The organism is Pirellulales bacterium, assembly GCA_036499395.1.
Classification (GTDB): domain Bacteria; phylum Planctomycetota; class Planctomycetia; order Pirellulales; family JACPPG01; genus JACPPG01.
The window spans coordinates 16,083-42,381 of record DASYDW010000106.1 but is presented as its reverse complement, the minus strand read 5'-3'; the positions used below and the strand labels follow the sequence as shown (position 1 = coordinate 42,381).

Genomic DNA, 26,299 nt, shown 5'->3' with positions numbered 1-26,299 from the left:
ATACTCGCATTAACGACGGCATTCAGCAGCCTTTGCTGCTCTAGGAGATGATCGAGTTCATCGGATGATTCCGGCACATCGGTCTTAGCGACCAAATTTGCCGAAACGATTAAGGTTACACGCTAATGCGGCCTGCGCTTCTTTGTTCTCTTGATTTCCTTCTTGTCCACGCCAATTGCCCGGAGGAAATCAGCGTGATCGAAGGTATGCCCCGGAGAAGCAGCTAGACTAATCGTGCCGCGAGCACCACCGCCGACGAACGAGCTAGGCGACGGGGCGCGTTTGAGCCGGAGCACGTCCGCACCCTCCGCCCACTCGATCTTGTCGGCGTACAGCTTGGGATCCCGTTGCGACTGCCGTACCGTTGCACGGGACTTCGCGTCAACCGCCACAGTGAGTTATCCACCGTAGACGTCACGTCGAACCTTTAGCGAAACCACCTTTTAGATAGTGAACAATATTTGCCGTCGAGCCAGAATAGCTGTAGTGAGGTACGAGAATGGTACTCGGGTCATCGGGCAAGCGCATTACGTCGCGGAGAGTAATCTTCACGTCTTGGTCGAGCGAGCGAATCTGTGGAGGGTTCCGGAGATAGTTCATCCAACTGAGGGGACCGAGTACGTCAGGCCGGTTCCGAACCATGCCAACGCCTTTCATTGTGTTGCCGTTCAACTCGTATACGGGCGACATCGCGGAACCGAAATACTTAAGAAGACAGAAGTCATCGGTGCAGACAACACCAGACCGGACAAGTCCGCTAAATCGCATGGAATTTGTCACTGAAACATAGAGCACTCTGTCCGGAGGCGGGGGCGCCGCTGGCAGTTTCAGCTCTGGAGCAGCAGCCCTTAACGCCTCCCAGTACTCCTTTAAGCTATCCCGACGCCTAATTAGCTGATCGATCGACTCGTCGACGGCCGAGCGGGTGTTGAAATCGTCTGCACTGGAGAATTCAGTTTTAACGCATTTGGCCTCGATCAGGATTAGGTAGCCCATCCACCAACAAACGGTGTCGTAGTTCATTCGCCGGCCATCCTGCAATTGCGCCCACACATCGGCTTTGGCCGGCACGCCTTTGGCTTTGAGCTCGTCCGCCATGCTCTGCTCAAACGGGATACCTCGACTCGAGAAACTGCCGATCCCGAAAGTGCCAACAAAGTGCTCGAGCGAGTAGACCGGGTTGCCGTTTGCGACGAGACATGGGACGAGGAGAACAACGTCATCAGCAACCGGTAGGAGCGGCTGGTCAAATAGATCGAGTCCTTTGTACTTTGACCCAAAGGTCATGAGCTCGATACATGCTCGGCATTGATCTCCGCTAAGTCCGGTTGCATCAGCAATGAACGCGGCAAGTTCTTCGGTCTTGACCGGTACGACCGACCGCTCCCGTTTCCCGTCTTCATAACGGACCTGATCTTGAACCGCCTGAAAGTACACCTGACAGGTCACAGCCAGAACGTTACGCACCGTCAGCCATTGTTCCCATGTTATGCCCGCTGGTCCCATACCTTTAGCGAGCCCATTCACAAGCGCTTTGAAGTGGCGGTGATCGACGTGGAAGCGAGCGATGCGTAACGCCCGCGTATCTTTGGATGCTTTATTCAAACGCACCGGGTCGACTTCTCCACACTTCCATACCTGTCCGCGTGGCGGAACACGTACGGTACGAACTAACTTGCGGACTGCTCGTTCGTCATTGGACGGGATGCCTTGCTCATTCATCCACCGTGATACTTCTTGAGAAACGAAACGATCTTGACGGACAATTGAGACGAACCGGCGACGTAGGTCATCTTGGTCGGGCGGAACAAAGATGATGACATCTTTGTCCATCTCTGGCAGCCAGCCATTGAATTTGACGTCGGCCCAAATACTCTCCAAGTCTTGCCATGCTGTCGAAAGCCGTGTCACCTCTTCAAAATCTGGCGCTTCATAGGGTGAATCCGAATAATCAATCGTCCCAAACTGGGCCTTCGCTTGGCGCCACATTACGTATCTGAGTACTAGCTCTGCAGCGTCGACCATGTTTTCCCAAGATCGCACAGGGCTGACGCTACCGGAAACCCCCGGCGCGGAAAGCGACGTCTGCACGGCAGCGACCGGATCATAATTCTTGCCAGAGACGGCCACCTTGGCGATTGCTTCGTGCACCAGGGTGGATTGGGATTCCAACCAGATAGCAAGTCGATAGATCTGTGTTGCCTTGGATCGAGTAAAGAATGCGCCTTTGTTAAGGCGTTTGCCAATCCGCTCCAACCGCTGACCGATATCCAACAATGCCACTAGCGTCCTAGCCGCTGCGTCCAGTCCGTTCAGGCTAAGCACATTTGCCTCAACGACCTGTCTAATGGCATCGAGAAAAACCGGAAGGCGTTTCTGCCATTCACGCGAATTAGCATCCGGGACAATTCCGTTTAGCAAAATGATCTCACGCCAACGGTTAGGCTCGAGCTTGACCAGGTCAATCAGTGCTGTGCCCATTGCAGCCGCGTCGCTCTTTTCGTTAGCGGTCATCAACTGCGCGAGCACAACCTCGCGACTAATACCGTTACCTTGCTGTATCATGTGGCGAAGCTCTTGAATTTGAGTACCGGCCCGAGCACTGCGTGTCATCGGTAAGGAACGTGTGATTACGGCTTTCATATCATACATCGCCCTCGATAACGCGGCAGGGATTGATTCGTCGCTTCTCAACCTTCCAAGAATGTGGCCAAGCGTTCCCCCAGCGCATCAATGTCGCCGGTCTTGCATTCCTAAACGGTTAGCACTTTCCAGCCGAGCCGGCGCAGCGCTCGGCGCGTCTGCTGATCACGCCGCCTATTTCGTAACAATTTTGCTTCCCAATATTTCCGACGTGTCATTGGAATCCAACAACGCCCGCAGTTGTGCATGTGCCAGAAACATCCGTTCACATGGATGACCTTTCGACGCGAAGAGAATACAAGATCGGGAGTACCAGGAAGCGTGCGGACGTGAAGCCGGTACCGGAAACCGAAGGCATGAACCAATCGCCGCACCAGCAGTTCCGGTTTTGTGTCCTTCGACCGGATTCGAGACATACACCTGCTCCGCTGAGGCGGTGTCATAAAATCAGCCATGCCCCAAATCATCGCACGCCTGCCGCACAACTGGAAGGATGGAAATGTCGGCCAGCAAACTGGACGCGAGAAGAACTTATGTGGATACTGCTTGGAAGGATTCGATCAAATGGCTAAGACGAAAGTTACGACAAGTCAGACTGCAAAAAAACCCGTAAAAACTGCAAAGCAGCGGCTTGGAGATCACAATGAAGTAGAGGGTACCGCTCTCGTTCTGCTAACCCATTTGCACCTGGATGCCGGCAATCCCCGCCTTGGTGCACAGGCTGGACACTTTCGGACTGAGATTGAAATACTCGATGCCGTTGTTAATGTTTACGGAGTGGACGACGTTTTGAGTTCGCTTGCAGTCAACGGATATTTTGAAGCCGAGCCAATGGTAGGAGTACGGCTGGAAACGCCCAAAGGCCATATTCGGATTGCTGAAGGAAATAGACGACTGGCTGCATGCCTCATACTCGCTGGCGATCCGCGCGCAAAAAACCATGAGAAACGCACGCATGAATATCAAGCCTTGCAGTCTAAGCATCATCAACCGCCGATCACCGAAGTTCCCGTTCGCGTCCATGCAGATTCAAGAGGGTTATTATCGTATCTCGGCGTGAGGCATATTGCTGCCTCGCAGCCATGGGATTCTTTTGCCAAAGCTGCATGGGTAGCAAAAGTGCTCGAGTCAAGTGAACTGACACTTGATGACGTAACACAGATGATCGGCGATCAACATGGAACAGTCGCGCGTAGCCTTGAGGGTTATTATTTTGTTAACCAGTTGATCGCTGCTGCACAATTCAATCCAAAAGATAGCCTGCGACCAGGTCGCGGAAGCAATCCCGAATACCCTTTCTCATGGGTTTATACCGCTCTCGGATATGGTCCCGTCAGAGAATGGTTAGGTTTGCCTGACCTGACGAAAGGTGGCGATAAGTCACCCGTTCCCAAAACGAGAGAGAAGTTGGACGATGCTGGCGAGCTCTTGACATTTCTTTTCGGAAACAAAAATAAAGGGCGACGCGCGGCAATTACCGACTCCCGCCAAATTGCTGATTTGGCAAAGGCAATCGCGGATCCGGATAGCCGGCGTCTCTTAAAGCGGGGCAAAGTTATCGAAGAGGTGGCACAACTCTTAAAGCCCGCAAAGGATCGCGTCTCTGATGGTTTATTTGATGCTCAGGAAGCCTTGCAGAACGCCATGACCCCGCTTTCTCAAGGTGAGGTGAAGGCGGTAGAAGCGAGTGACCTTTTTGAGCCAAGCAAAAAGGTTCGTAGTCTAGCTGCTGAAATTAACAATAAGATTGTCGACATGATGAAGTCGGAAGGGGAATAGTTACTGATGGCGAAAAAGTCTCAATGGGAATCCCGCCGCCAAGATGAACGAGTGGCGAAGGATGCCGACCAAGCTGAACTTGTCGCGGTGAAATACAGCTCATGCAATCTTGAAGCAGGAACATTTGACGACCGAATAGCAGACGCAATGGAAGATTATGAGGTGGCAGATCCTAAAGGCCCTCTTCCACGCTGGGCAAGTGAGGATATCCAGTTTGAAAGTGCAACGAGCGAGATTGCGCTTGAAGTACGTCGACGGGCAGATCTGCTCGCGGAGCATTATCCATTTTCCTTGGATGGGAATCGACTGCTATATCAGCGAAGCGATACCTTGGTCTACGAGTTTTGTCTCGCCGTATCTTTGTCAGATAGCCTGAGCGTCGGCGAATTCGCACGCCTCCCAATAGCATTTGAACGGTTGGTGCGAGATGCGCTGATTTGCTATTTGGGGAATGGCGCGAAGGGCTACCGCACTGGTTGGCCCGCAGACGAGCTTGAAGAGAGACCCGTGAAATTCAAGGGAGTGATTTCAAAGTTGCAAGAGCTCACTGGTGAATGGCATTGGTCCCCCGATCCCGACCTTGACGATGACCCCACACATTTAATCGCGAAAGATCAAGGTTTGGACATCGTCGTATGGAAGCCGCTGGACCGGCGCGGGGGGCAACTATTTTTGCTTGGCCAATGCGCGTGCGGCAATGCATATGCAACGAAGTATCACGACCTTGACCATCAATTAACTTCATTAACTCAGTGGGTCAAACCGGTCTCATGGGCAGCTCCAGTCCGCGTCTTTAGCACGCCACGTCACATCCCGAACGACCTTGAGTTTCAGCAGGTTAATAAGGTGGCGGGGCTAACCGTGGACCGTGCCCGGCTTACGCTTCTCGCAGAGTTTGCAGATCATCGAGCGTTCATAAAACAAAATGCAAAGGATTCGTATGCATCGCTAATCAAGCTAATTATTACCGATTTCCAAGTTGATCCACAAGTGATTTAGCAACAGCGGAGAACAGGGGCGGGGGTACTGCATTCCCTATCGCGCGGAAGCGCAACTGCACCGAGCATATATCGAAGGCATGGGGATCAGGGAAGCCCTGCAAGGCTGCACACTCCAAGTAGCTATAGCGGCGTACAGTTCCGCTGCGAGTGAATGTCCATTCATCTTCACCAACTTTTTTCAGGGGAGGGGAGTTCGGATGTAGTCCAACATGTCGCCAATGCGCAACGATGCATGTTGCTTGTTCACCCCAAGTGCGTCGCCGATTGCGCGACAGATAGTACCAATGCAGGGGCTCTTCATTGAAAGATCCTGCCGGCGCTTTCCTCAGATCCCAGATCACGTCCCGTAGGGTCGCAAACGGTTTCAAGTTAGGACCGATTCCATGCGTGGGTGCTGGGAAGGTGAACCGTTTTCCCTCGGAACTCCTAACTCCGACGATTAGTAAACGCCGTCGATCCTGCGCAAGGCCATAGTCCTTGGCATTTACGACCTTCCACGTAATTCGGTAACCCGCTAAGCAAAATCGGCGGAGCTGGTTGTGGAGTAAGTGGCTGTTTTGCGCAAAACGCATTCCATCGACATTTTCAACAATGAAGGCCAGCGGCCTGATCGACCGCAAGGCCCTGTCATATTCGCGGTATAGAAAGTTGATGTGGTCACTATCATCGCGCCGACCACCTTGGCTGTAGCCCTGACATGGATAACATCCCGCAAGAATGTCTGCCTTTGGAAACTTCTTGATGCCGCAGATATCGCCCGGGTGCATTACATTTGAAGAAGTAATGCGCCCGTATAGCTCGCAAGCGGATTCATTCTTTTCATTCGCCCAGACCGTTTGGATGCCGGCGCGGCGTAATCCCAGATCACTGCCGCCGCAGCCCGCGAACAATGAAACCGCTGATAACCTTGCCTCGTTCAATCGCCGCCTCAAAGAAATGCGGCTTGCTGCCATCGCCAGCGATGTACAAAGCCGCACCATATCTATCGGCAGCGGCCATCGTTACGCTAAAATGTTTGTGATTGCCGCCACCAAACGATGTTGGGCGTCCCGCGAAGAAGTCTCACAGATGAAATCGCAAAGTAGCGGCACTTGCGATTCGACCCAATTACAGTATCAGAATTGCCGGTTGCACCCGCCACATGGTCCGGTGCTGACACTGTGGCAATCTGAGCACGGGTGAGCAGATCCCGCGAGTGTTGGGACATTGCTTCTTGTTCTCAACAAGGAGCTTTGCGTGAGAAATCAATTTGCGAGTGCACTGAAGCTAGTGCGACGCTTCCGGGTTCCTGTCGACGCTGTCCCACGAGCTTCGGACGCCACTCAACGCGACACGAACCATAATGAGGGCGGCGGACTGGCACACTCCAAATGCCGGCCCGCCGCCATCCTTGCAGGTATGCCGCTGATCCCACCATGCCACCCCCAAGGTTTGCACCACCAACGCAACGCTGTGAGCCAGGCCACCGCATCCATGCCTTTTCCCGCGGGAACGCACTCCGGGGGCCCACGATCTCTTCCACCGATCGCACCTCGTCAGCATTGAGCCTGACGCGCGGGCGCTGGTGCGCCGCGCCCTAGAGGACTGCGATACGGAGGTCGTAGTCGCCGCGTCGTCCGAAGAGGGGGTGGAGCGACTACGGTCGGCGCGGTCCGACGTGATCGCCACGGACATCGGCATGCCGGGCATGGATGGGCATTCGTCCGAAGAGGCTGAGCGTTTTCCTTCTCGTCAGCTTGCCGAAGAAGTCATTCGAGATATCCTGCAGATCAGATCTGTAAGTGACTACAGCCACGCGGTTGTGAAGGTACCCTGAAGGCTGAGCCGTGCGGGTAGGTGCGCTTGCCCATCATTTAGAACGCGGCCACGATGCGACGGTTGCCCTCAAATTGCCCTCAGCGGGCATCGCGAGATGGTAAAAAACCGTGTGTCTTCAATAGAGCATCGAGACGAGCTAAATCCGCATCCGAAGCGGACTTGAGCTGCAAATAGAGCTCCGACAGTAGTTTGGCGAGAGCTGGCCGATCGAATCTCACTCTCTCCGCTGTTCGAGACAAGAAGCCCTTCCGCCAATAGCGCGAAGGGCTTTCTCATTTCGTAGCAAAGGGTTACGGCGTCCAACCGGAAGTTCGAAAACACAATATCGAGGATCTGGCGCTTGGCGGCGTAGTCGGCCGCAACCCATTTTTCGATCAGACTTTGCGAGAGTTCGAAAACAGCTATCGCCTGCTCGGCTTTCTCGCCGCGGGTGACATCCAGCCCGTCGAGTTGCCCCTTGGCGATCGCGATGCGGTCACGCAACTCCATCCCCTTGCGCGCGAAGAGTTCCTCTTCGATCTCGCGTAACAGCCGCAGGTTCAGCAGTTCGTCCTGCTGTTGGCGAAGGCGGGTCAGTTGCCGCTGTAGTTCCGTCGCCTGCTCCTGCGTTTCACGACGCTCATCTTGCGTGCGGGCACGCAGCACTTCGCCGAACCATGCTGTTGTCTCGTCGTCCTGCTTCATCGCGCGAAACGCTGAAAGCACCTGTTCATTCAATTCACGTTCGGTCACACGGTGTCGCGGGTGATCACTGAGACGGGAGACGGTGCATCGATAGTAAACGTACTGCTTGCCGCTCTTCTTGGTGATCTGCTCGGCAGTGATCAGGTTGCCGCAGCAGCCGCAGCGGATCAGGCCACCCGCATAAGTAAATTGGGCGTGATGCTTGTAGGTCTTCACGCCCAGGAGCGTTTGCACTTTTTGAAAGGTCACATGATCGGTCAGGGGAGGGTGTTTGCCGGCGTAATACTGACCCTTCCACCGCACCTCGCCGATGTAGGCGCGGTCGCGGAGCAGGGTGTACACGCTGGCGCGGGGGAACTTCGCCATGGCGTCACGATAGACGCGGCCCTCGTCACGCAGGGCCGCGCAGACGCTGTCGATTGTGTGGGTGCCGGTGGCAAAGAGTTCAAAGAGCCTTATGACGTTCGGCCCATTGCGCTCGTGGACGACAACCTGACCCCGCCCGTTTTCGCGGACGTTCTTGTAACCATAGGGCGCGACATTGGCGAACCATCCTTCGCGAACACGTCGCTCGATGCCTCCGCGAATATCGACTGCCATCTGTTCCGTGAAGAACGAAGCCATTGATGCCAGCGTCCTTCTCATCATGCGCCCAGCGGGATTCGCTTCCGTCGGTTGTGTGACAGAGATGAAACGCACACCATGCTCACTCTCCAGCCGTTCAAGCTCACAATAGTCGAATAAATTACGTGCCGCGCGATCGACCTTGGCGAACAGGACGCCGTCCAGAGTCTTCGCATTGGCGCGGCAGTAGGCGAGCATTTCCTTGAAGGTCTTCCGCTCATCCTTCTTGCTGGCGGTCTCGGCGACCTTGAATAGGCGCACGATCGTTCCGCCGGCTTTGTCGACCCAGCGGCGGAGTGTTTCCTCCTGAACGTCGAGGCTAAACCCTTCGCGTTCCTGTTCGCGACTGCTGACACGGGCGAAGGCGACGTATTGCTTGCTCATGGGAATGGCCTTTCCGCGGCGTTGCCGCGAACCGCTTATTCTAACGGGCAAGGCACGATCTCACTCGCAAAATGTGGCGTACAAATGCAATTATCTCCCAATATTTACGGGAGATTTCGCGAGAGGGTCTCCGCGCGAGCCCGCGCGGAGAGCGGCGATCGAAGCACGTCCATCAGGCGGCCGACGCAAAGAAGAATGTCCATCGCTTCCGTATCGTCGATCGGTCGTCCGTAACGCTTCGACCAGACGCGCACGGTCAGTGCCAAGAGTGCCGGTGACACCCAGGCGTGAGCGGACGTCATCGAAGTTTGGACGGAAGCGGGGCGATGCATGAATGTTGCCGATTTTAAAGTGCGAGGGACACGCGGAGCCCGAGTTCGGGGAGTTTGCGCGCGAATGGTTGTTTCCGGTCGGGGCATGCCGGACGTTGGCGGCCCGCGATACGCTTGGTCGGCCGCTCCGCTTTCCCAATCGCGTATGCCCGGGCGATCATCCACGCCATACGTTCGTCGCTCGAGAAGTCGAAGAAGTGCGGGAGGTTCGCAGCGTCGGAGAGCACGCGACCGACGATCAGGCGTAGCTTGCGATTCACAAATACATCCTTCCTTCAAACCTGGGGGAGGGAGGCCGGTTCCGGAAGAAAAACTCTGAGCAAAAAAGAGGGCAGGGCGGACACATGGTTTCGCCCCGCCCGATCTCTTCCATCGCCGCGCCACGGGTTAACGCCGCTCGATCCCCGCCACCGTTAGCACGGTTTTCGCAGCGGCGCGGCCCATCATCCCGAGGAATCGCCGCTTGGGCGCCAGCCCCGCCGGCAAGGCGGGCTGCCGCTTGGCTTCGATCACCTCTTGAATGCCTTTGGCGGCAAAGATCAAGCTCACCAGGCCGATGCCCTTCAAGGTGGATTTCTTCATGACTGACTCGCTTTGCCCGCTGGGGGCGGTTCATGTTTGATTACCCGACCGGCGAGGATCGGCTGGCGGCGGCAAACGGATACGCCGCCGCCAACTCGATCCAATCCACCGTTTACTTCCCGAGGAACTTTTTCAGCGAGGTCGCGCACTGGGCGACCTGCTCCGGGTGCTTCTTGACGTAGGCGTAAAGGCCGATACCGGCCACGATCAAAACAAGGTAAAACATGGTTACTCCGAGTTGGTTGCCATCGCGTTTGGCTCACGAACGTCATGAGCAGATTCCTGCGTACAAAGTCGAGTTATTTACCGATCGATCCGCCTTCACCTTCCCACCGTTCGATGTCCGGCGATGTCTCTTCTGCGGGCATCGGTTCGGGCGAGTCGGGTCCGACTGGCGAGACGACGCAGGCTTTGAGGTCCAACCGTCCGACGACGGTTGCGGGGCCGACACCGAATTCGATTAATGGGGAATCTCTGCGCATACTCATTCCTTTCATTGGTTTTGAACCCTTGGCGACAAAACAGGATGCGCCGCCAGAATGCCACGAGCGGAAGACGATCCAGCCAATTCAACGAATTACCGCTCCATGCCGGAATGCTCGTGTTCCGCCGGGTGCGTTTGGTCCAGTTCGGGAAGTTGTTCGCGGGCTGGCGTGTACTGACCCGGACCGTACGGAACGAAGGCATGCCCATTGAACAGCGCCGAAGACAGTTCCATGGCGCCTTGGGTTGCCAGTCGCGATCCTTCGCGCTGGAGGTCCGAGCCGACGTTCTCCAAACCCGGGGCGATGGCCAGGGTTATCTGTTTCGCGGTCTTGAGTCCCTCGAAAAGTTTCCGGGCGAGTTCCGACATAAACTTCTCCTTGGCGATTATTACGACTTCGTGTTTGACACCACTGCGCCTCCACTGATCTATTTGCCGGGAGCAGGGATAAAAATCATTTATTCGCGATGATCGTTGTCAGCAGGACCGCTGCCCCAAGTAACGCGCCGCACAATAGCGCCGCCCGCAGCAGCGCGAGCAAGCCGCCACGCGGCCGGCGACCCTTCGCGGATAACAACAGTGGGCGTTTCTCCTCGTAATAACGCAGTAGCCATGTCCGGATCGGCGGCAGGCCCGGGGCAAATGTGATTGCCATTCGCGGCGGAAGGGCGAGAACCTCTTCCGGCTTCAGAAGCCGCCTGGCGTGTAACTGCCAGTTCTGGTTTTTGCCCGACGAGCCGCCGTGACTACGGCTAGGTTGCGCACCGTCGTTGGACTGCCAGGATGTTCCACGGCTCACACCGCCGGAGTGGAGCACGATCGTCTCTTCGCCGAGCCGTGTGCTTACGTAGTCGGCCGTCGCGTTGTCGTTGGTGGCAAAGTAGACCTGGGCGGTGTTGCTCAACAGCGTTTGATCCTGCCCATCGGGAAAGCATTTGCGCAATTGTCCGAGGCTTTGGTAATAGAATTGGAAGCGCACGCCATACCCTCGACCAATGCCGACAGCGTTCTCAATTGCCGGCATGGGACCCAGCACCGCGGCTTCATCCAGGATCATGTGAACAGGGCTCATTGGACTCCTTCCCGCACGCAGGCGCGGAGTAGCGACCCCACCCACATCCGCAGCAGTCCCGCCTGGGCTTGGGCACGCTCGGGCGGAAGGATCAGATACACGGTTAATTTGCCGCGGCGGAGCTGCGCAGGATCGAAACTGCTGGAGGACGTGCTGGCCGCGATGGCGGGTGTTCCCAAGAAACGCAGGTGCCGCAACGTACTGGAGAGAACCGACGCCTTTTCCTTGTCCATAAAGTGCATGAGCTGACCCCCCATTTGCGCCAGCATTCCATTCCAGTGATTCGACTCGCACATCAGCTTGATCGCCATTTCCAGTCGCTCGGGATGGCTGAGAATTTCTCGAACGGTTTGAAGGGATCGCATGTCGGACTTTCCATATCCCACGACGGTCGCGGCGACGGCGGCGATGCACGCCTCGGCGCTGTCCGACCAGTGTGGGTCTTTCTCTTCCCCGGTGCGCACGACCAATGCGCTGGCTAAATCGTTGCAATCGTCGATGGCCAGAGGATGGCCATCTTTAATGAAATCGAGCGGATTGAACGTGTCCGGCTTTTGCGTCACTGTGCAATAGGGGTCGAGAAGCACCACTTGATGACCAAAATATTTGCGCCGATGCTCAGCCGTGCAGCGCGCCAGCTCTCCTTTGAAATCGAGCACGACGCAAGATTCGGATTCTGTTAGTAATGTCGGGATTACGAAGGAAACACCTTTGCCCGCGCCACTGGGTCCGAAGACGGTGGTATGGACGGCATTGGGCATTCGTACCAAGGCGTCCTGCCGGCGAAATCCCGTGGAGGACCCTCTCCATGCACGCCGCTGACGGGGCAAGCGTCCGAGGATTAATCCGCTGGTAGCCCCAAGCATTCCTGCCGTAACCAAGTCGGATTCTTTCGCCCAGCGGGCCGAGCCTAGATCGGTGAGTTGGCGACCTCGACGATGTTTAATGCGCCATATCGCAAACGCAATCAGCCCCAGCAGGCTTGTCGGCCACCATGCCAATAGCAGAAGAAGGGCGCAATACGCCGCGAGCGCTTTGGACAACCACGTCAACATTCGCGTTAAAAATCTCAGCATCCACCTCTTATTTGCCGCAGGGTAGGGGGCATTCCAGCGGCAAATAGATTTGTGAAGCGATTGCACGCGGCAGTCGCGATTTCACAGGAGATATTTATGGATACGCGGAAGATTCAAGAGGTTGATCCGGCTCTTATTTGCCGTCCGGCCCAGGTGCGAACTGACTTTGACGAGCAGGCCTTGGCAGAGTTGCAGGCCAGCATTGCGGAAGTGGGAATTCTCCAGCCGATTCTGGTTCGACTGGAAGAAGGCAAGATAACAGTGCTGGATGGCGAAAGGCGCATCCGAGCGGCCATTACGCTGGGACTTAAGGCGGTGCCGGTGATCTTTGGCGAGGAAAAGCTGGATTCGGCTGCGGTCAAGCAGCGGCAGTTGATCGCCAATACAATTCGCCAGGATCTTTCACCTTTGGAACAGGCCGATGCGATTCGGAGCATGATGCTCGAATCAGGTTGCACGGCCGGCGAAGTCGCCCGCAAGATCGCCAAGTCGCCGGCGACGGTTTCGAAGCTGCTGTCATTGCTTGAGCTTCCACCGGATTTGAGGCAGCGAGTGGCATCTGGCGAGATTGGGCTTTGTGCCGGGCATGAGCTTGCGCGGTCAATGCGGCAGGATTTTGGGAGCAGCCAGCGTCGGCAACGGCTGACTGCCATGCTTGATGCCGTCCGTTCGGTCGTGACGACCGGAGTCGAAGACACGATGGAGGCCTACATCCATGTACTGGAGGAGCTTTTATCGCGAACAAAAGCTGCTCGTAAGAAAGGAATTGAATTGCCTACATATTTGGCGATGTTGCGGGATCAGGCAAGGCTCAAAGATGGTTCAGCCTGAATTTCCCGGACCGCCAAACGGAAATGCCCGCGCCCTCGTTAAGGACGCGGGCAACCGCCAATTCTAGCCTTCAACACATTCGCGATTAGTCTTGTAGCGGCGTGCCTCACGCCCAATCGATCGGGCGATCGTCATCGCAAGCTTCCGCGCGCAAGATCGGATATACATGCTCGGAAGTGTTTCCGTCGCCCGATATGTCTTGAAGTAACGTCCGCCACGAAGCTTTTCCAACAACCGTTGGACAGCGTCGTCCACATGGTACTCTTGGTTCAGCCGGTATTTCTTCAACTCACGCGCTACGATCGGCCGAAGTTCTTCTGTCAGTTTCGAAATCGCCTCCTCATAAATAAAGCTGCGCCACTGCTCCGGCTGAAGTTCGAGCAGCATTTCCAGCATTCGGCTACCGGACTGGGCCAGATTTGCCATAAGCAAAAGGGCGATACGTTTCTCAAATTCGGTCTGTAGACGCTTGGCCGGTTTCTCAATCCGACGCAATCCAAATTCAAATTCTTTCATTTGAAAATCTCCAAACTCTTGCGAGATCGCTGAAGCCGTACACCGCAACGTCGTGGGCCCTGGCGACTGCGGGTATGCTTTCGGCTGTTACAAGAGAGCAGTTCCAACCTGCCGTCCCTCGCCACGCGGCAAAAGTGACAGGTTCACTGGTACAGATGTGCGACAGCCAAGACATGACGTCCGTACTTGTCCGCGGCGGAAAACCGCCTTGGCGGATCAGAAATGAGGTATTTGGCTCAGTCGCACCTCTAGAAAATTTTTCAATGTTTTTTCACGTCCGAACCGACGCATGTGGACATCACGCTGGACAAGTCCAGTCCCCAAAGGACACCCGGCGAGAAATCCAGACATTTCCGGACTTCAGTGGTACTGCGGAAAATGCTTGTGCTAAGGCGGCGACTATGCCATGTTGAAGTGAGCCGCCGGGGGAGAATGCACAATGGGGAATGAGGAAGAAGAAGCTGGGCCATCGAAGGTCCATTCAATCGCGTTACGTGAGTTTGTTCGCAAGGCGGTCCGCGACAATTTGCCCGACGAGTACCGTGACAAAGTCCCGCTTCTCAAGGAACTCATGCAGGTTGTGCGCGACGCCATAGCCGCGGAACTGCAAGTCAACGTCAACCTGATTCTGGATAATTATCCTAAAGAGACGGCCCCGCAGGCACGTCGATTGGTCGACCTGCTAGAGAACGATTTTGCCGCCCTTGGCCTAGCGTTTAAAGACCCAAGGACAGGCGCCCCGAGCCGCCTAACGTTGGCGGCGACACCACCCCAAAATGAAGATCAAAGCTGGCTACAATTAGAACCGCTACCCGGCACAAAAGCCACGCCGCCAAATCGGCTGGAACGGCCGCTTCCATTGTTGCCAATCATATCTGCACCATCCCCCTCTCGTACCGCGAATCAATCACCGCGACGCGGCGGTTAAAAGGGCCGATCTCGCTTATCGTTCCTTCGATCAATTAAGTCCGCTTTCTCTGCCGCACCCCGATATTTTTTATAAGCGCGCGAGTAAGCCTTGCGAAACTTTTCCGCCGGCGCGTTGGTTTCATTCTCGGTCGACTGCGTGTAGCCCGGCTCAGCTACTCGACTCACAATGTCGAGCAATTTGTCAACGCGGCGCTTAAATGCGTCGTCTTCCCAACGCCTAGGAATATCCTCTGGCTTAGGCACTCCATCATCCCCCTCAGCCACGTGGAGGGCCACAATTGCTCGAAAGACAGCCATTTCTTTCTCAGACGATTCTCCAATTGGCTCAATTGCCGCCGCCCAGATAGTGCCCAACCGTTGTCGCAATGCCGGATGCCACAGCCCTTCAGTTTTGAGCCAATTCTCACACGTTAGTAAACGTCCCCAAATCTCTTTCGTTAGTTTCGACTGCAACTCGCGTTCGGTTGGAAGTCCGTGCTCGCCTGCTGATTGTTCCTGCACAGCAGGCGCCATGGCGGTTGCGAATGCGGCAAATTTTGCCCCGAACTCCTTACCGACTCGCTCTGGTAACTCACCGCGATCCGAATCGATATGCCGCCCTATCTCCGCAAGCTCAATGGCATGCTCTTGAAGTCGAGTCCGCATTGACGAATACAGATCACATGCAGCGTCTGCCTGTTTCTGCCTTTCGGTCAATATACCAGCAATCTCGGATTCGCCCTCTGCAATTCGTAGGCACAGTCTGCCGAGTCGCAGGTTTACTGCAGCAACCATTCCATCAAATCGCTGCTGCACGGATTCTACTATGCTTTGTTCCAGCTCTGGCCCCTTCTGCCGAATTGCGCTCACGACGGATTCTACCGTTTTTACCTTCAATCTTTCGCCTGCCGACATTCCTCCAAAAATTCCTGCGACCACCGCCCCCACTATCACAAATGGCAGAAAGGCAAGAGTGAATACAATGGCCAACCACCCAGTGATTACTCCGCCGATTATTGACGCAACAACCACGCCATCACCCGCGGAGAAATCTGATTCAACGCCATTTAGAATTTCCGTCACACGTTGTTCAACTGCCTCTTCTTCGGGAACATCTTTAGAGGCCTTGTTTGTATTTTGTCGAATCGCTGCCGGATTTGTCCCATCGTTAGATCGAAGCTTTGCCCGTAACATTCCCAGCTCCGATGCAATGCTCTCGACACGCTCCGCGTTATCATCTATTTCGGATCGCAATGTACGGACGTGTTCCAAAACCAATTGTGTAAGCTCGTCAGTCTGCCAAGCTTTGGCAATTTTAGCGGCCCAATTCATTGCGACTTTCATGAGTGAATGCTTTGCACTGGCGGAATCAAATATCGCATCCCAAGAACTGACGGATATCGAACTTAGTGCTGTTGGGACTCCCAGACAGAGTTCCTCAATCATCGTTCGAACTGAATCTGAAACTGCCATGTTCAAAAACTTGGCAGCGTTAAGCGATTTCATCTCGACCGCTTTACTGATTCGTTCAGCTTCCGCTTTACATTCGGTGGCACGTTGCCGGGCTTGTGACACTTTCTCTACTAGTTCCCGCGGCTTATTCTCCGCGTGATGCTGAACATCCGAGAGTGCTTCCGCCCGCGCCAGTTCCGCGTAGGTTACGGATTTTTCCAGCTTAGCCGCTGCCCGTTTTGTCATCAGGTATTCGCCAATCGCATTTTCAAACAGTGGCATTCGCGACGCGGCAAGTAGCTCCGGCTCATTTTGGACCTTGGCATTCAGTGCGTCCTCTGCCGATAAGAAGAATATTCGCTCGTCGCTAATGCCTTCAGGCTCTAAGAGCCGTCGTGCTGCTGCTCGAAACGTAGTTAGATCGGCTTCGTCATGCCGGTCGTGGTCGAAATGGTTATAAACGATGAAAAGCACCTTGGAGCTCCATCCCCGGGCACGAAGGTTGTTGAGATACTTCAGTTCATTGTCTTGGCCAATGCCCCTACAGGACCAGACTAGAATGATTGCATCAACGCTGCTTGTTTGCTCCCAGGTCGCATGGGCACGCTCCAGCCCAGCTAGCCCTCCTTCGTTCAATCCTGCGGTATCCTCAATTTCAACACCATTACGGCAGATCGGGATTGGCCAATACACCTCTGCTCGCACGTATCGATGTTGCTTTACCGCTTCCACATCATCTTCAGGGCGCGGCGTGTATAGCGCGTCCGGGATGGTCACGGCGCTGATCAGAACTCCTGGATCCCGCACCAAATCCAATTCGTCGGGCGCATTCGGAGGCCGACGATAGCAGATTGCTCGCTTTTTCTCCCCATAGCGAACGCAGGTGGGGATGGCGGTGCAGGCAAGTCCCTTTTTCGTCGGCAGAACTCTTTCGCCGAGTAGCGCATTAACTAGTGTCGATTTCCCCCGTTTCATATCGCCGAGCACAAGGATTTTGAAACGTTCTTCCAGGAGCCTTTCTCGCCAGAGGGTTAAATCGCTTGCTCGTTGCGGAAAACCTAATGTTCCAAATACATCAGACAAATCGGATGTGATCAAGGCTAAGCGGTCGCGAAGGTAACCGAATTTCTTCAGGGGAACAGTCAAATTGTCCATGAGTCCTCCGACTCGATTTTGACAAAGACCAATGTCAATTACAATAAGCCCACGCTGATCTGCAATTAAAGACAAATTAAAGACCCTCTCAACTTAAGCTGTTTTGGCAGCGAATATTACAAAAGTGTACGGGATCCAAATTAGCCGTAGTTATCCGTCGAAATGCGTCGCTCCCATCGGGAATTCGGTGCCGCACGCGGTCATTGGGATTAATCCCATTCAATCGCTTCGACGATTGTGCTTCGCATGTCGCTTGAAAGTTGGGTTGGTTCATCTGTCTCCTGAATCCATGACACTTTGTGCCGCGTCAACGATTCAAAGAGGCGGATGTAGGGCCGTACTTCAGCGTTCAAGTTGCGTCCCCGAACGCGAATCTGTTGGCCGAGAGCGTGAATGGTGATGCCTTCGGACGGATTAAACTCGATGCGTTCAATCCAGCCATAGCTAATTGCCAGGATATTTCCGGTCTTTTTCCTCATTTCAAGACTGACTGCACGGTCGCGCGTGCCTCGGACGAATCCGAACGCGCCGATATCGTCGATCACTTCCGCTTCTTCGGGCGCGGTGTCATCGACGGTTGCTTCGCCGCTGTTCCGCCGGAAATATTTATCCAAGCCCTTATCGCTCATGGCTCAATTCCTGCTGCTTGCGTGTTTCGATCCCATTTTCTTTGCGGATGGCCAGTTCCTGACCCATCCTCTCGATCACCGCGTGGTGTCGGCGGCGATCGTGGATCGTTACCAATTCCGTTGCCGTCATTCGATCATCGCTATGAGCGATGGCATCCAGCAGTGCTGCTTTATCGTCGGTGTAGAGGGTTACTTGCTGGCGCGCACGGGAAGCGGATACATAAAACTGCTCTTTGGATGATGCGGGGAATGATTCCGATGCCTGCCCGACAAAAACGCGGTCTACAGTTTGTCCTTGGCTGGCATGGCTGGTGACCACGTAGCCATGCTTGATATGCCCGAAATCCTTGGAAATCTCCCAACCATTATTAAGTGTGATATTGCCATCCGCGTTAAATCCTTTGACCGTGTAAACTGAACCGTTGTTGAGGCGGTGGGCGCCATCGGCGGTTTTTCCGTTCTGCGTGACGCGGATTAAATCACCTGATGCAATGGGCATGATATTTTGGTGAAATACCTGAAACCTATCAGCCTGATCCAAGGGCAACGGGTTTTTCCCGTCAACGACAATCCGCTGGCCCTTGGTAAATCCTTTGGCATTTTGCGTGAAAACGAGCACATCGCCCGCTTGGTAGTTCAGCAGATCACGGCGCTCGCCCAGCGTTAAATTCGTTTTTTCCAATATGGGGAACCGGCGCTGTTCTTTTTTGAGCTTCCCAGCTTGCTGAAGCTGCGCGCGAATTTCATCGCTGATGAGTTCTCCCTCATGATGAGTAGGGGACACCACCAGCGCTGACTTCCCCGCGGAGACGGTGGCGACATAGTCCGCGGCCAAAGCCTTGTACCGGTCGGCTTCGGGAATCTCGCGGATCCAGCCAAGCTGGTCGAGTTGATGAAATCCATCTGCAGTTCGCCCTTCGCTCAAGGCTTCTACTGCCCGCTTATAGGCTCCGGCCTGCCGCTGCACGTCCTTGAGTTCCGCCGGAACTAAGCCGGCTTCGGTTTCCAGCAGGTGAAGGACTGCTCCGCGCGTGACTGATCCGTGCTGATTTTTGTCACCGGATAAAATGACTCGCGCGTCGAGCCGGTCCGCCAGTGCGAATACCTGAGCCATTTCGTGCGCTCCCACCAGGCCCGCTTCGTCAATCCAGAGGACCTGCCCACGGGCTTGGTCCTGGAGGTCTTTGTTTATAAGGAGCATGGCCAAGGTATCCGCGGTGACAAAGCCTTCCTGCCGCAGCACGCCGCGGCTGGCATTGGCAGAGGGTGCAAAGGTTAGTACACGTTTGCCGCCGGCTTCGATTCCTTCGACCGCTTCCTGCATCATGGATGTTTTGCCGGTGCCGGCGCCCCCGCGGATCAATATGACGCGGTCTTTGGAGGAAAGAACATGCTGCACGGCGCTGCGCTGATCGCGATTGAGCCAATCCCGCTGAATGCGATAGTCCGATCCATGGAGCGCGGCGCACGTTCCTCTCCCTTGGCGCGCGAAGCCAATCATGGATTTTTCTTCGCTGAGGACCTCGCGCGTCGTAATTAGGCGCGTTCCATCGCGCTCGGCATTGATGAAATTCCGACTCTGAGCCTCGCGCTCAACGGACGCAATGGATGCCCTCCCCACCGAATGCTTCAGCGCCGTCGCCAACAAACGCCGCTCCGGCACCACCGACTTGCGCTCAAACCAATGTTCAACGGCAACGTCGATTGCTTGGCCGGCGGCGTGCTGATCTTCCGCAATGCTGGGACCGCCTACACGACCGCAAATGCGGTGGAGGCTCTCCAATTCCGCATCGGAAAGGCGTGCTTTCCAGATCGCACGCAGATCCTCCATCGACAGGTCTTTCTGCTTGTGCTCGCGAGTTTTTGCGCCAAGTTGTTCCTTTTCCTTGGCATCAGTGATCCCCTTGTCCGCCGCTTCTTTTTCAATCAGGGCGGTTCGCCTGGAGAATTTAGCGAGCGTTGCTGGGGACAATCCTTGGATTTCCCAGCCGGAGCGCGTGCGGTCAACGGGCAAGCCCAATTCCACCATCCGCCCCGCCAAGCGCGAGTGAAACCGCGCCTCAAAGTAGGGGGCATCTTTTTTAAGGCCGGCAAACTGTCCGGCTTTCCAGCGCTGTTCTTTCTCGTCGAACGTGGCGTTGAAAACGAAACAATGCATGTGCATGTGTGGATCGGGAATGCCGTCCACGGGTCTGGCGGTCAAATGGGTATATTCACCCCAGATCATGTCGCCGGTGATGCGGTCTTCGTTTCGACCATCCTTTCGCACCCGGGTTTTCAACTCCGATTCCATTTCCTTCATCGTCTCCCGGACGGATGCTTGGAATGCCTGGAGGATGCGGTCATCCTTGGTGATGCCGTAGAGCAGGGAGAGGCTCTTGGCGGGATGAAAGTTGAAGTCATATCCCACGCGACGCCCCTGATCGCGGCGCAGCGTGAGCGAATGACCGGTGGATGGGTGCCGGTTATCACATAAGGCATCCCAGTCGTTTTTCTCGATGCAGCCGGTCAAACCCAAGCGCGCAGCGCCAGCCCCGCGCCAAAGGCCAATCAGCTCCTGGCCTTCGCTGTAATAGTCAGCGCTGCCGAAGTAATTCTTGGCGCGCGCACTGCTGGTGCTCTGTATGATCCGAAGCATATGTTACTCCAGTATAAATCTGGACTTCTTTAAGATTTGTTAACCGGCGCAGCACTGCTAATTGGTCGCAACAGCTGGGTGAAAACCGGCCCTTTTCTCGATATTTACGTTCCAGCACAGGAGCATGACACCACATCGTTCTGGCCAAGGCTTATGGCACCTATGCGATCAAATGTGCCGCTTTGGCACGTTCCAATATCCGTTGCGTGAAAAAATAAATCGCTTGACAACATTGATCCGCGATCGCTGCCTACAAACCAGGGCCAATGCGGTTTACAGCGGGCAATTTCCGAGGCCACATTCCGCATAACGGTGGTTTGCGCGACCATGACATGGACGCATATCCCGCCCGCCTCTACCTCTCTATTTGCCGCAGCCCCGTGCCCAGTCGCGAAAAAAAATGCGAATTCTGTTCGTGACTCGACAGCCTTCCGACCCTCGTTCTCCATACAGCTGCCTATTGCCGTGCAATTCGATCTGTCTGCCATTGCCAAGACCTTCTTCGCCAAAGCCCGCGACCGGATCGATTGCTCTGGTCGGCTAAAGGGCTACGCCCGCGGGGCAACGCCTCGTGCCGTCGATGATTTTTCGCGTGACCGCCCCTGGCGAGTTTGCCTGGCAAAGAAAAATCACATCCGTCACATCGACCTTGCTCTTGCCGCGCCCTCCCGCCGCAACCGATCCGGCCGCGTTTACGCTCCCGGTGCGGGTTTGAGCCCTCCGTCACGCTTTGGTGAACGGAAACTCAAACCCTTTTTACAGGAGCGTGCATCATGGCGAAGAAACAGTCCGACAAAGTCCGTCCGGTCGAAGAAATCCGCATCGGCAACATCAAGGCCGCCCTCTGGCGGAACGAAGGCGAGAAGGGCGCTTGGTTTAACCTCACGCTCCAGCGGCTCTATCGCGACGCCGAGGGCCAATGGTACTCCACCGCCAGCTTCGGGCGCGATGACCTTCTGGTCCTGGCAAAACTCGCCAACGCCGCTCATACGCGGATATTGCAGCTCACCGCCGAGCAGCGCCCGGCGAAGTCCGCTGCCGCATAATGTGCGGCACACAATTAGGTTCTTCCGACCGTCCGGTGATTGTCATCACCGGACGGTTCTTTTTTATTCCAGCGCATGTATCCCCATATCCAGAAGATGCAGCAGTAGCGACGCAGCGCGCTGCCCCGCGACGATGATCTCCGGCGTTGCCGCGCCGCTGGCTGGCTCGGTCGCTGCCGGTCGTGCCAAGCGCTGCGCTACCGCCTGTCACTCCTTCCACTCCCTCGCGGGCGCCCGCATCCCGTCCCCGCCGGTGGGGGCTTCTTCCCATCCACCGCCCCATGGCTCTGGCATGAGCGGTGGATGGGAAGAATTGCCTGTGGGCTTTGTGGCCCAAGGCCGTCCATCGCGAGCTTTTCCATTTACTGGAGGTTCGCCATGAACGCGAACATTGTGCTATCGAAGGTCGTGCCGGGGAAGGTCAATCCGCGTCGAGTCAAGCCGGATCGGGAGGCCCATCGCAAACTGGTGGCGTCGATCAAGTCGTTTGGGTTGCTGGAGCCGCTGGTGGTGCGTCCAGTGGGCAAGCGGTTTCAGGTAATTGCTGGGAACCGCAGGCTGGCGGCGTTGTGTGAGGTCCACCAGCAGGAGAAGAACACCATCAAGATTCCCTGCATGGTGCGGGAAGCGGATGATGTCTCCGCCGAGGCGTTGTCGCTGGCGGAGAACTTCGCCCGCGAGGGGATGCACCCGCTGGACGAAGCGGAGACTTTTGCCCGGTTGGCGGGGGAGGAAGGGAAGGACGCCGAGAGCATCGCCGCCCAGTTTGGCGTGAAGGATCATTATGTCCGGCAGAGGATGAAGCTGGCGACTCTCGCCAACCCCATCAAGACGGCCTACCGGGAAGGAACTATCGACACCGGGACGGCGGAGGTGTTCACATCAGTGCCCAAGGAGCGGCAACTGACGGTCTGGCAGGAGTTAAACGGCCATCCCCGCCATGCCGAACAGGTGCGGAATGTCATCGCGGCGGCGTGGATCGATGCAGGGAATGCCGTGTTCGATGTATCTATATTGTCGCCAGCGGCGGTGAGCCGGGACTTGTTTGGCCAGCGCGTACTGGTGGAGCGAGCCGCGTTTATGGAGGCTCAGGCTACGGCACTGGTTCAAGAGCGGGAGGCTTTGACCGAAGACGGGTGGAAAGAGGTCATCATCGGACCCAAGGCCGATGTACAGGATCGGCTCTGGTCGATGACCGAGGCGCAAGTGGAGTATGACGAGGAGACGATCCGCAAGCTGGTGGCGATTGATAAGCGGTGGGAGCGCGTCGAGGGGAAGATTGCCAAGGTGCCAGAAGAGGATATGGACCGGGCGGCGGCGTTGCAGGGGGAACTGGATGCCCTCAATGCCGAGGCGGGCAAACTCCATTCCGAAGCGCCCCGAAAATACAGCGAAGCGACCAAGGCCAAGGGAACGGTATTTCTTATGCTCGACCTCGACGGCAGCGTATGTCGGGAGTATCGTGTTCCCAAGCAGGCCAAGGGGGTTAACGGCAGTGAAGGGAAGGGACCAGATGATGGAACAGCCCTCGCACCCGATGCACCCCCGACCGCTGGTGATTTGAGCGACCGGCAACTTGTGACGACGTTTACGCAGCAGGCGATTGCCGTGCGGCAGGCGATTTTGGAGCAGCGGCTAGTGGGGAAGCGAGTATTGGTGCTGATTCTGCATGATCGCATCCGCTCTGAGGCATTGTCGATTCGGCATGACGCGAACAGCACCACGGTCCATGCCGACCGTACCGAGGGATTTGCATCCCCTGCCTTAACTGCATTACGGAAGCGTCGGGCAGAGATTGACCCGTTTATCAAGAAAGCCCCTCATAATGACGTTGAATCATATGAACGGTTGTGCAAATTGTCCGAGGAAAAGTTGGATGCCTTGATCGAACTACTGACCGCAGAGTGCTTGTCGGCCCATATGTCACGGCGAACGGCACTCATCGAACGTTTGGCGGGTGAACTCGATGTAAACATGCGAGAGGTCTGGCGTCCGGATGCGGCGTGGTTGTCGAGTTACCAGAAGGTGCAATTGGCGGACTTGATCGGCGAGCTTCGTGGCGGAGTGATGCACCGACCCTCCGACGATCGGAAGAAGACGGAATTGGTGTTGTCGCTGGAGAAGTTGTTTGCAGATGCCGCCGAGGGCAAGTTGGAAGATGCCAAGTTGGCCGAGACGGTCAATCGCTGGCTACCGTCGAATCTTCGACCCGAAGCGAAGGCGAAGTGAACCGCTACGGGGTTCGTCGAGTGTGTCCTTATCTATAATGTATGCCGTGGGCCGGTCGGGCACCCCGATCGGCCCGCTTCTTTGCCTTTCATTCCCGCGCGGAGGGTCGTTTACGACGTGGCCGCGCGCCTTTCGGGCGCGCGGGGTTGGATTCATGTGCAGTCAGGGGTGCCCTTCATGCCTTGGCTTCCGATCCGCTCCCATTCGGCCTATTCGATGGGCACGTTAAAGCCGGCGCCGGGCCGGTCAAGCTGCCAAGACGGTTTCCCCTGCGGGGACCCTCCGTCTTTCGCCTGACCGGTACGCTATCGCCCCGGACTGGTCCGGCTTTGTTCCACGTACCATCAGGCCGCGATGGGCGCGGTCGGACAACTCAAAATGAAGGAACTACACCATGACTGACAACACCAACACCGCCGCTTCCAAAGCTCCGAGCCACGTCGTTTATCACGTTCGCGAGAGCAAAGGGGGCAAAGGATTCTGGACCCGCATCGGCTCCGCCTGGGTCCACGCCGACGGCAAAGGGTTTAACGCCCAGCTCGACGGCTTGGTTCCCCTCGACGGACGAATCACCTTCCGCGTCGCTTCCGAGAAGAAGGACTGACCCCCGCGGGCGGGCCGCATGGCCCGCCCCTTACCTCAGAAAGGATTTTACCTATGCGCAATACAATCAACCCCTTCTACGCAGCACCCGTAGTCGCGGAAGCACTTCCGAGCCGAACGCCAATCTATGCCCGCCTGCCGGCGGCGCCCGTCAACGCCAGTCCGGTGCCGCACCTGACCAGCCTGTATCATTTCGACCGTGCCGGCGAGTATGGTTCGCGCCAGTATCCCGGCAACTGCGGCGGGAACCTGATCAAGGACCTGCTGCTCTACTTCCAGCCCAGTCTGGTCTTCGACCCCATGAGCGGCTCCGGCACCTGCCGGGACGTCTGTGACGAACTGGCTATCCCCTGCATCTCCTGGGACATCCATCAAGGACAGGATGCCTGCGATCCGGTCGACTTCCCGCCGGCCGAGACCTTTGACTTCATTTGGGCTCACCCGCCTTACTGGCGGCAGAAGCTCTACGCCGACGATCCGAGAGACCTCTCCCGTTGTCCCACGCTGGAGGAGTTCCTCCGCCGTTATGGCCGGTTTATCCGTAACTCTGCTTCCGCCCTCAAGCCCGGCGGCAAGCTCGTCATCCTCATGGGTGACTATCCCGACCGCGAGGCCGGGTTCGTTCCTCTCACCTATCACACCAAGCGTCTGGCCCTGGCCTGCGGCATGATCCAGTCCTGCACCGATATCATCCGATTCGGCCACGGGGCATCCAGTAGCCGCAAGATCTACCGCACCAGCTTCATCCCCGGCCTGCACGACACCTGCATGGTCTTTGAGAAGCCCCGGTAATGCGAGATCATTCTGGTGCGAAATAGCGGTTTCGATCCAAACGGGCGCATGCTCAGGAGAGCATCACCCGTCAATTTCTGTGCCGCCAGTTCCGCCGAGCGGCTGGAACTTGCCCAGATCCTGCTCGACACTAGATGCTTTATAGGTGAGCCGGACGGGCATTCTCCACGGTCAATTTCAGACCGATGGCCTTCATGACGCCGACAAGGGTGGAAAGGCGGGGATTACCGTTAGATGAAAGGGCTCGATATAGGCTTTGACGCTCAATGCCGGCGGCTTGAGCAACTATCCGGAGGACGAGAGAGTTTCTAAGCGATAATGTCGTCCAATTCCAGCTTCAATGCGTCGGCGATCTTCTTAAGGACTGTGACCGATCCTTGTTTCTTACCGCCTTCAAGTTCCGTCAGATACGCCCTGGCGATCCCCGCAGCTTTGGCGAGTTGTTCCTGGGTCAGCTTGCGATACTCGCGGAAGACTCGGATGGGACTTTCGCCGTCAACCAGGCGGTCCGCTACTTCGGACGGAAACATCTCGTCTTTCCTCGCCTTCGCCTCGTCATAGCCAGCGATGTCTTCCAACATGTCGGCGTCGTGGACCAGCCGCTCAAACTCCTTGAGCGGCACCACGGCGAACTGTTTGCCTTTTCGTTCAATAATCTCGGTTTTCATTGGTAAGCGCCTCCACGCGGTTTTATATCAACAATCAATATGACGACGCGCACGCCGTCGATTTCGTAAAGCACACGCCAATCCCCCACCCGAAGCCGGTATCCCTTCCGTCCCTGGAGCTTGGTCGCGTTCGTATTCCGTGCATAAGGATCGCGGGCAAGTTCGGCGATCTTCCGACGGATGATTTCCGCCATGTTCTGCGGCATCCGTCGCAGCGATTTCAACGCCGACTTGGAATATTCGATCCTATGCACATATCTAATGTAGCTTAAAGCTACATGGAAGGCAAGGAAAAAATGTGGCCGCCCATAACCTGCCTGCATTTAACAGGGGGGGATGACGTATACCCTAT

At 56.0% G+C, this 26,299-nt stretch carries 26 protein-coding genes; 9 read left to right on the top strand and 17 right to left on the bottom strand.

Annotation, left to right across the window (positions count from 1 at the left end; translation table 11 throughout):
• Nucleotides 1–414: 414 nt before the first annotated feature.
• Complete coding sequence (locus VGN12_19495; GenBank protein ID HEY4311640.1) at nucleotides 415–2,643, bottom strand: hypothetical protein; 2,229 nt, start codon at nucleotides 2,641–2,643, stop codon at nucleotides 415–417.
• 110 nt (nucleotides 2,644–2,753) lie between these two features.
• Nucleotides 2,754–3,086 (bottom strand): very short patch repair endonuclease, encoded by a 333-nt coding sequence (locus VGN12_19490; GenBank protein HEY4311639.1) that lies wholly within the window; start codon nucleotides 3,084–3,086, stop codon nucleotides 2,754–2,756.
• A gap of 10 nt (nucleotides 3,087–3,096) precedes the next feature.
• Here VGN12_19490 and VGN12_19485 point away from each other — a divergent pair, with 10 nt between their 5' ends.
• The gene (locus tag VGN12_19485; protein ID HEY4311638.1) at nucleotides 3,097–4,422 is read left to right on the top strand and encodes a hypothetical protein; all 1,326 of its coding nucleotides are present in this window, start codon (nucleotides 3,097–3,099) and stop codon (nucleotides 4,420–4,422) included.
• Between the two features lie 6 nt (nucleotides 4,423–4,428).
• Nucleotides 4,429–5,421, top strand: coding sequence for a hypothetical protein (locus tag VGN12_19480; protein HEY4311637.1), 993 nt, complete (start codon nucleotides 4,429–4,431; stop codon nucleotides 5,419–5,421).
• Here VGN12_19480 and dcm read toward each other — a convergent pair.
• Nucleotides 5,387–6,403 carry a DNA (cytosine-5-)-methyltransferase gene (gene dcm / locus VGN12_19475; protein HEY4311636.1) on the bottom strand — a complete coding sequence of 339 codons (1,017 nt, stop codon included), beginning with the start codon at nucleotides 6,401–6,403 and terminating at the stop codon, nucleotides 5,387–5,389. The genes VGN12_19480 and dcm overlap by 35 nt on opposite strands.
• A 560-nt stretch (nucleotides 6,404–6,963) precedes the next feature.
• On the opposite strand from dcm, the gene VGN12_19470 reads away from it, so the two are divergent.
• Nucleotides 6,964–7,239 carry a response regulator gene (locus VGN12_19470; GenBank protein ID HEY4311635.1) on the top strand — a complete coding sequence of 92 codons (276 nt, stop codon included), beginning with the start codon at nucleotides 6,964–6,966 and terminating at the stop codon, nucleotides 7,237–7,239.
• 68 nt (nucleotides 7,240–7,307) lie between these two features.
• Here VGN12_19470 and VGN12_19465 read toward each other — a convergent pair whose 3' ends face one another.
• The 7 genes from VGN12_19465 to VGN12_19435 all read right to left on the bottom strand — a co-directional run bounded on the left by VGN12_19465 (nucleotide 7,308) and on the right by VGN12_19435 (nucleotide 12,458).
• The gene (locus tag VGN12_19465; GenBank protein ID HEY4311634.1) at nucleotides 7,308–8,933 is read right to left on the bottom strand and encodes a recombinase family protein; all 1,626 of its coding nucleotides are present in this window, start codon (nucleotides 8,931–8,933) and stop codon (nucleotides 7,308–7,310) included.
• Between the two features lie 104 nt (nucleotides 8,934–9,037).
• Nucleotides 9,038–9,235: a hypothetical protein gene (locus VGN12_19460; protein ID HEY4311633.1), complete on the bottom strand. Its 198-nt coding sequence runs from the start codon at nucleotides 9,233–9,235 to the stop codon at nucleotides 9,038–9,040.
• Between the two features lie 44 nt (nucleotides 9,236–9,279).
• Nucleotides 9,280–9,525 carry a hypothetical protein gene (locus VGN12_19455; protein ID HEY4311632.1) on the bottom strand — a complete coding sequence of 82 codons (246 nt, stop codon included), beginning with the start codon at nucleotides 9,523–9,525 and terminating at the stop codon, nucleotides 9,280–9,282.
• Nucleotides 9,526–9,652: 127 nt separating this feature from the next.
• Complete coding sequence (locus VGN12_19450; GenBank protein ID HEY4311631.1) at nucleotides 9,653–9,847, bottom strand: hypothetical protein; 195 nt, start codon at nucleotides 9,845–9,847, stop codon at nucleotides 9,653–9,655.
• Between the two features lie 577 nt (nucleotides 9,848–10,424).
• Nucleotides 10,425–10,700: a hypothetical protein gene (locus VGN12_19445; protein HEY4311630.1), complete on the bottom strand. Its 276-nt coding sequence runs from the start codon at nucleotides 10,698–10,700 to the stop codon at nucleotides 10,425–10,427.
• 85 nt (nucleotides 10,701–10,785) lie between these two features.
• Complete coding sequence (locus tag VGN12_19440) at nucleotides 10,786–11,403, bottom strand: TraG/TraD/VirD4 family protein (GenBank protein ID HEY4311629.1); 618 nt, start codon at nucleotides 11,401–11,403, stop codon at nucleotides 10,786–10,788.
• Entirely contained in the window at nucleotides 11,400–12,458 is a 1,059-nt protein-coding gene (locus tag VGN12_19435) for a type IV secretory system conjugative DNA transfer family protein (GenBank protein ID HEY4311628.1), read from the bottom strand. The genes VGN12_19440 and VGN12_19435 overlap by 4 nt, the downstream gene beginning before the upstream one ends.
• 117 nt (nucleotides 12,459–12,575) lie before the next feature.
• Here VGN12_19435 and VGN12_19430 point away from each other — a divergent pair, with 117 nt between their 5' ends.
• Nucleotides 12,576–13,310, top strand: a complete 735-nt coding sequence (locus VGN12_19430) for a ParB/RepB/Spo0J family partition protein (protein HEY4311627.1) — start codon at nucleotides 12,576–12,578, stop codon at nucleotides 13,308–13,310.
• Between the two features lie 63 nt (nucleotides 13,311–13,373).
• Here VGN12_19430 and VGN12_19425 read toward each other — a convergent pair whose 3' ends face one another.
• A complete protein-coding gene (locus VGN12_19425) occupies nucleotides 13,374–13,826 on the bottom strand; it encodes a hypothetical protein (GenBank protein ID HEY4311626.1) in 453 nt (150 codons plus the stop codon).
• A 439-nt stretch (nucleotides 13,827–14,265) separates the two neighbouring features.
• Here VGN12_19425 and VGN12_19420 point away from each other — a divergent pair, with 439 nt between their 5' ends.
• Nucleotides 14,266–14,754: a hypothetical protein gene (locus VGN12_19420; GenBank protein HEY4311625.1), complete on the top strand. Its 489-nt coding sequence runs from the start codon at nucleotides 14,266–14,268 to the stop codon at nucleotides 14,752–14,754.
• Here VGN12_19420 and VGN12_19415 read toward each other — a convergent pair.
• The 3 genes from VGN12_19415 to mobF form a co-directional block, all read right to left on the bottom strand.
• Nucleotides 14,751–17,342 carry a dynamin family protein gene (locus VGN12_19415; protein ID HEY4311624.1) on the bottom strand — a complete coding sequence of 864 codons (2,592 nt, stop codon included), beginning with the start codon at nucleotides 17,340–17,342 and terminating at the stop codon, nucleotides 14,751–14,753. The genes VGN12_19420 and VGN12_19415 overlap by 4 nt on opposite strands.
• A gap of 209 nt (nucleotides 17,343–17,551) precedes the next feature.
• The gene (locus VGN12_19410; protein ID HEY4311623.1) at nucleotides 17,552–17,971 is read right to left on the bottom strand and encodes a hypothetical protein; all 420 of its coding nucleotides are present in this window, start codon (nucleotides 17,969–17,971) and stop codon (nucleotides 17,552–17,554) included.
• Nucleotides 17,961–20,609, bottom strand: a complete 2,649-nt coding sequence (mobF, locus tag VGN12_19405; protein ID HEY4311622.1) for a MobF family relaxase — start codon at nucleotides 20,607–20,609, stop codon at nucleotides 17,961–17,963. Before mobF ends, VGN12_19410 begins: the two co-directional genes overlap by 11 nt.
• 773 nt (nucleotides 20,610–21,382) lie before the next feature.
• Between mobF and VGN12_19400 the strand changes: the two genes are divergently transcribed.
• A complete protein-coding gene (locus tag VGN12_19400) occupies nucleotides 21,383–21,655 on the top strand; it encodes a hypothetical protein (protein HEY4311621.1) in 273 nt (90 codons plus the stop codon).
• A 63-nt stretch (nucleotides 21,656–21,718) separates the two neighbouring features.
• Here the strand turns inward: VGN12_19400 and VGN12_19395 are convergent, their stop codons facing one another.
• Nucleotides 21,719–21,844, bottom strand: a complete 126-nt coding sequence (locus VGN12_19395; protein HEY4311620.1) for a hypothetical protein — start codon at nucleotides 21,842–21,844, stop codon at nucleotides 21,719–21,721.
• A 189-nt stretch (nucleotides 21,845–22,033) separates the two neighbouring features.
• On the opposite strand from VGN12_19395, the gene VGN12_19390 reads away from it, so the two are divergent.
• From VGN12_19390 to VGN12_19380, 3 genes are all read left to right on the top strand, one after another.
• A complete protein-coding gene (locus tag VGN12_19390; protein ID HEY4311619.1) occupies nucleotides 22,034–23,884 on the top strand; it encodes a ParB/RepB/Spo0J family partition protein in 1,851 nt (616 codons plus the stop codon).
• Between the two features lie 394 nt (nucleotides 23,885–24,278).
• Complete coding sequence (locus VGN12_19385) at nucleotides 24,279–24,488, top strand: hypothetical protein (GenBank protein HEY4311618.1); 210 nt, start codon at nucleotides 24,279–24,281, stop codon at nucleotides 24,486–24,488.
• 53 nt (nucleotides 24,489–24,541) lie between these two features.
• Nucleotides 24,542–25,279, top strand: coding sequence for a hypothetical protein (locus tag VGN12_19380; GenBank protein ID HEY4311617.1), 738 nt, complete (start codon nucleotides 24,542–24,544; stop codon nucleotides 25,277–25,279).
• Nucleotides 25,280–25,587: 308 nt separating this feature from the next.
• Here the strand turns inward: VGN12_19380 and VGN12_19375 are convergent, their stop codons facing one another.
• Nucleotides 25,588–25,947 (bottom strand): helix-turn-helix transcriptional regulator, encoded by a 360-nt coding sequence (locus VGN12_19375; GenBank protein ID HEY4311616.1) that lies wholly within the window; start codon nucleotides 25,945–25,947, stop codon nucleotides 25,588–25,590.
• Nucleotides 25,944–26,270: a type II toxin-antitoxin system RelE/ParE family toxin gene (locus tag VGN12_19370; protein HEY4311615.1), complete on the bottom strand. Its 327-nt coding sequence runs from the start codon at nucleotides 26,268–26,270 to the stop codon at nucleotides 25,944–25,946. The genes VGN12_19375 and VGN12_19370 overlap by 4 nt, the downstream gene beginning before the upstream one ends.
• Nucleotides 26,271–26,299 lie beyond the last annotated feature (29 nt).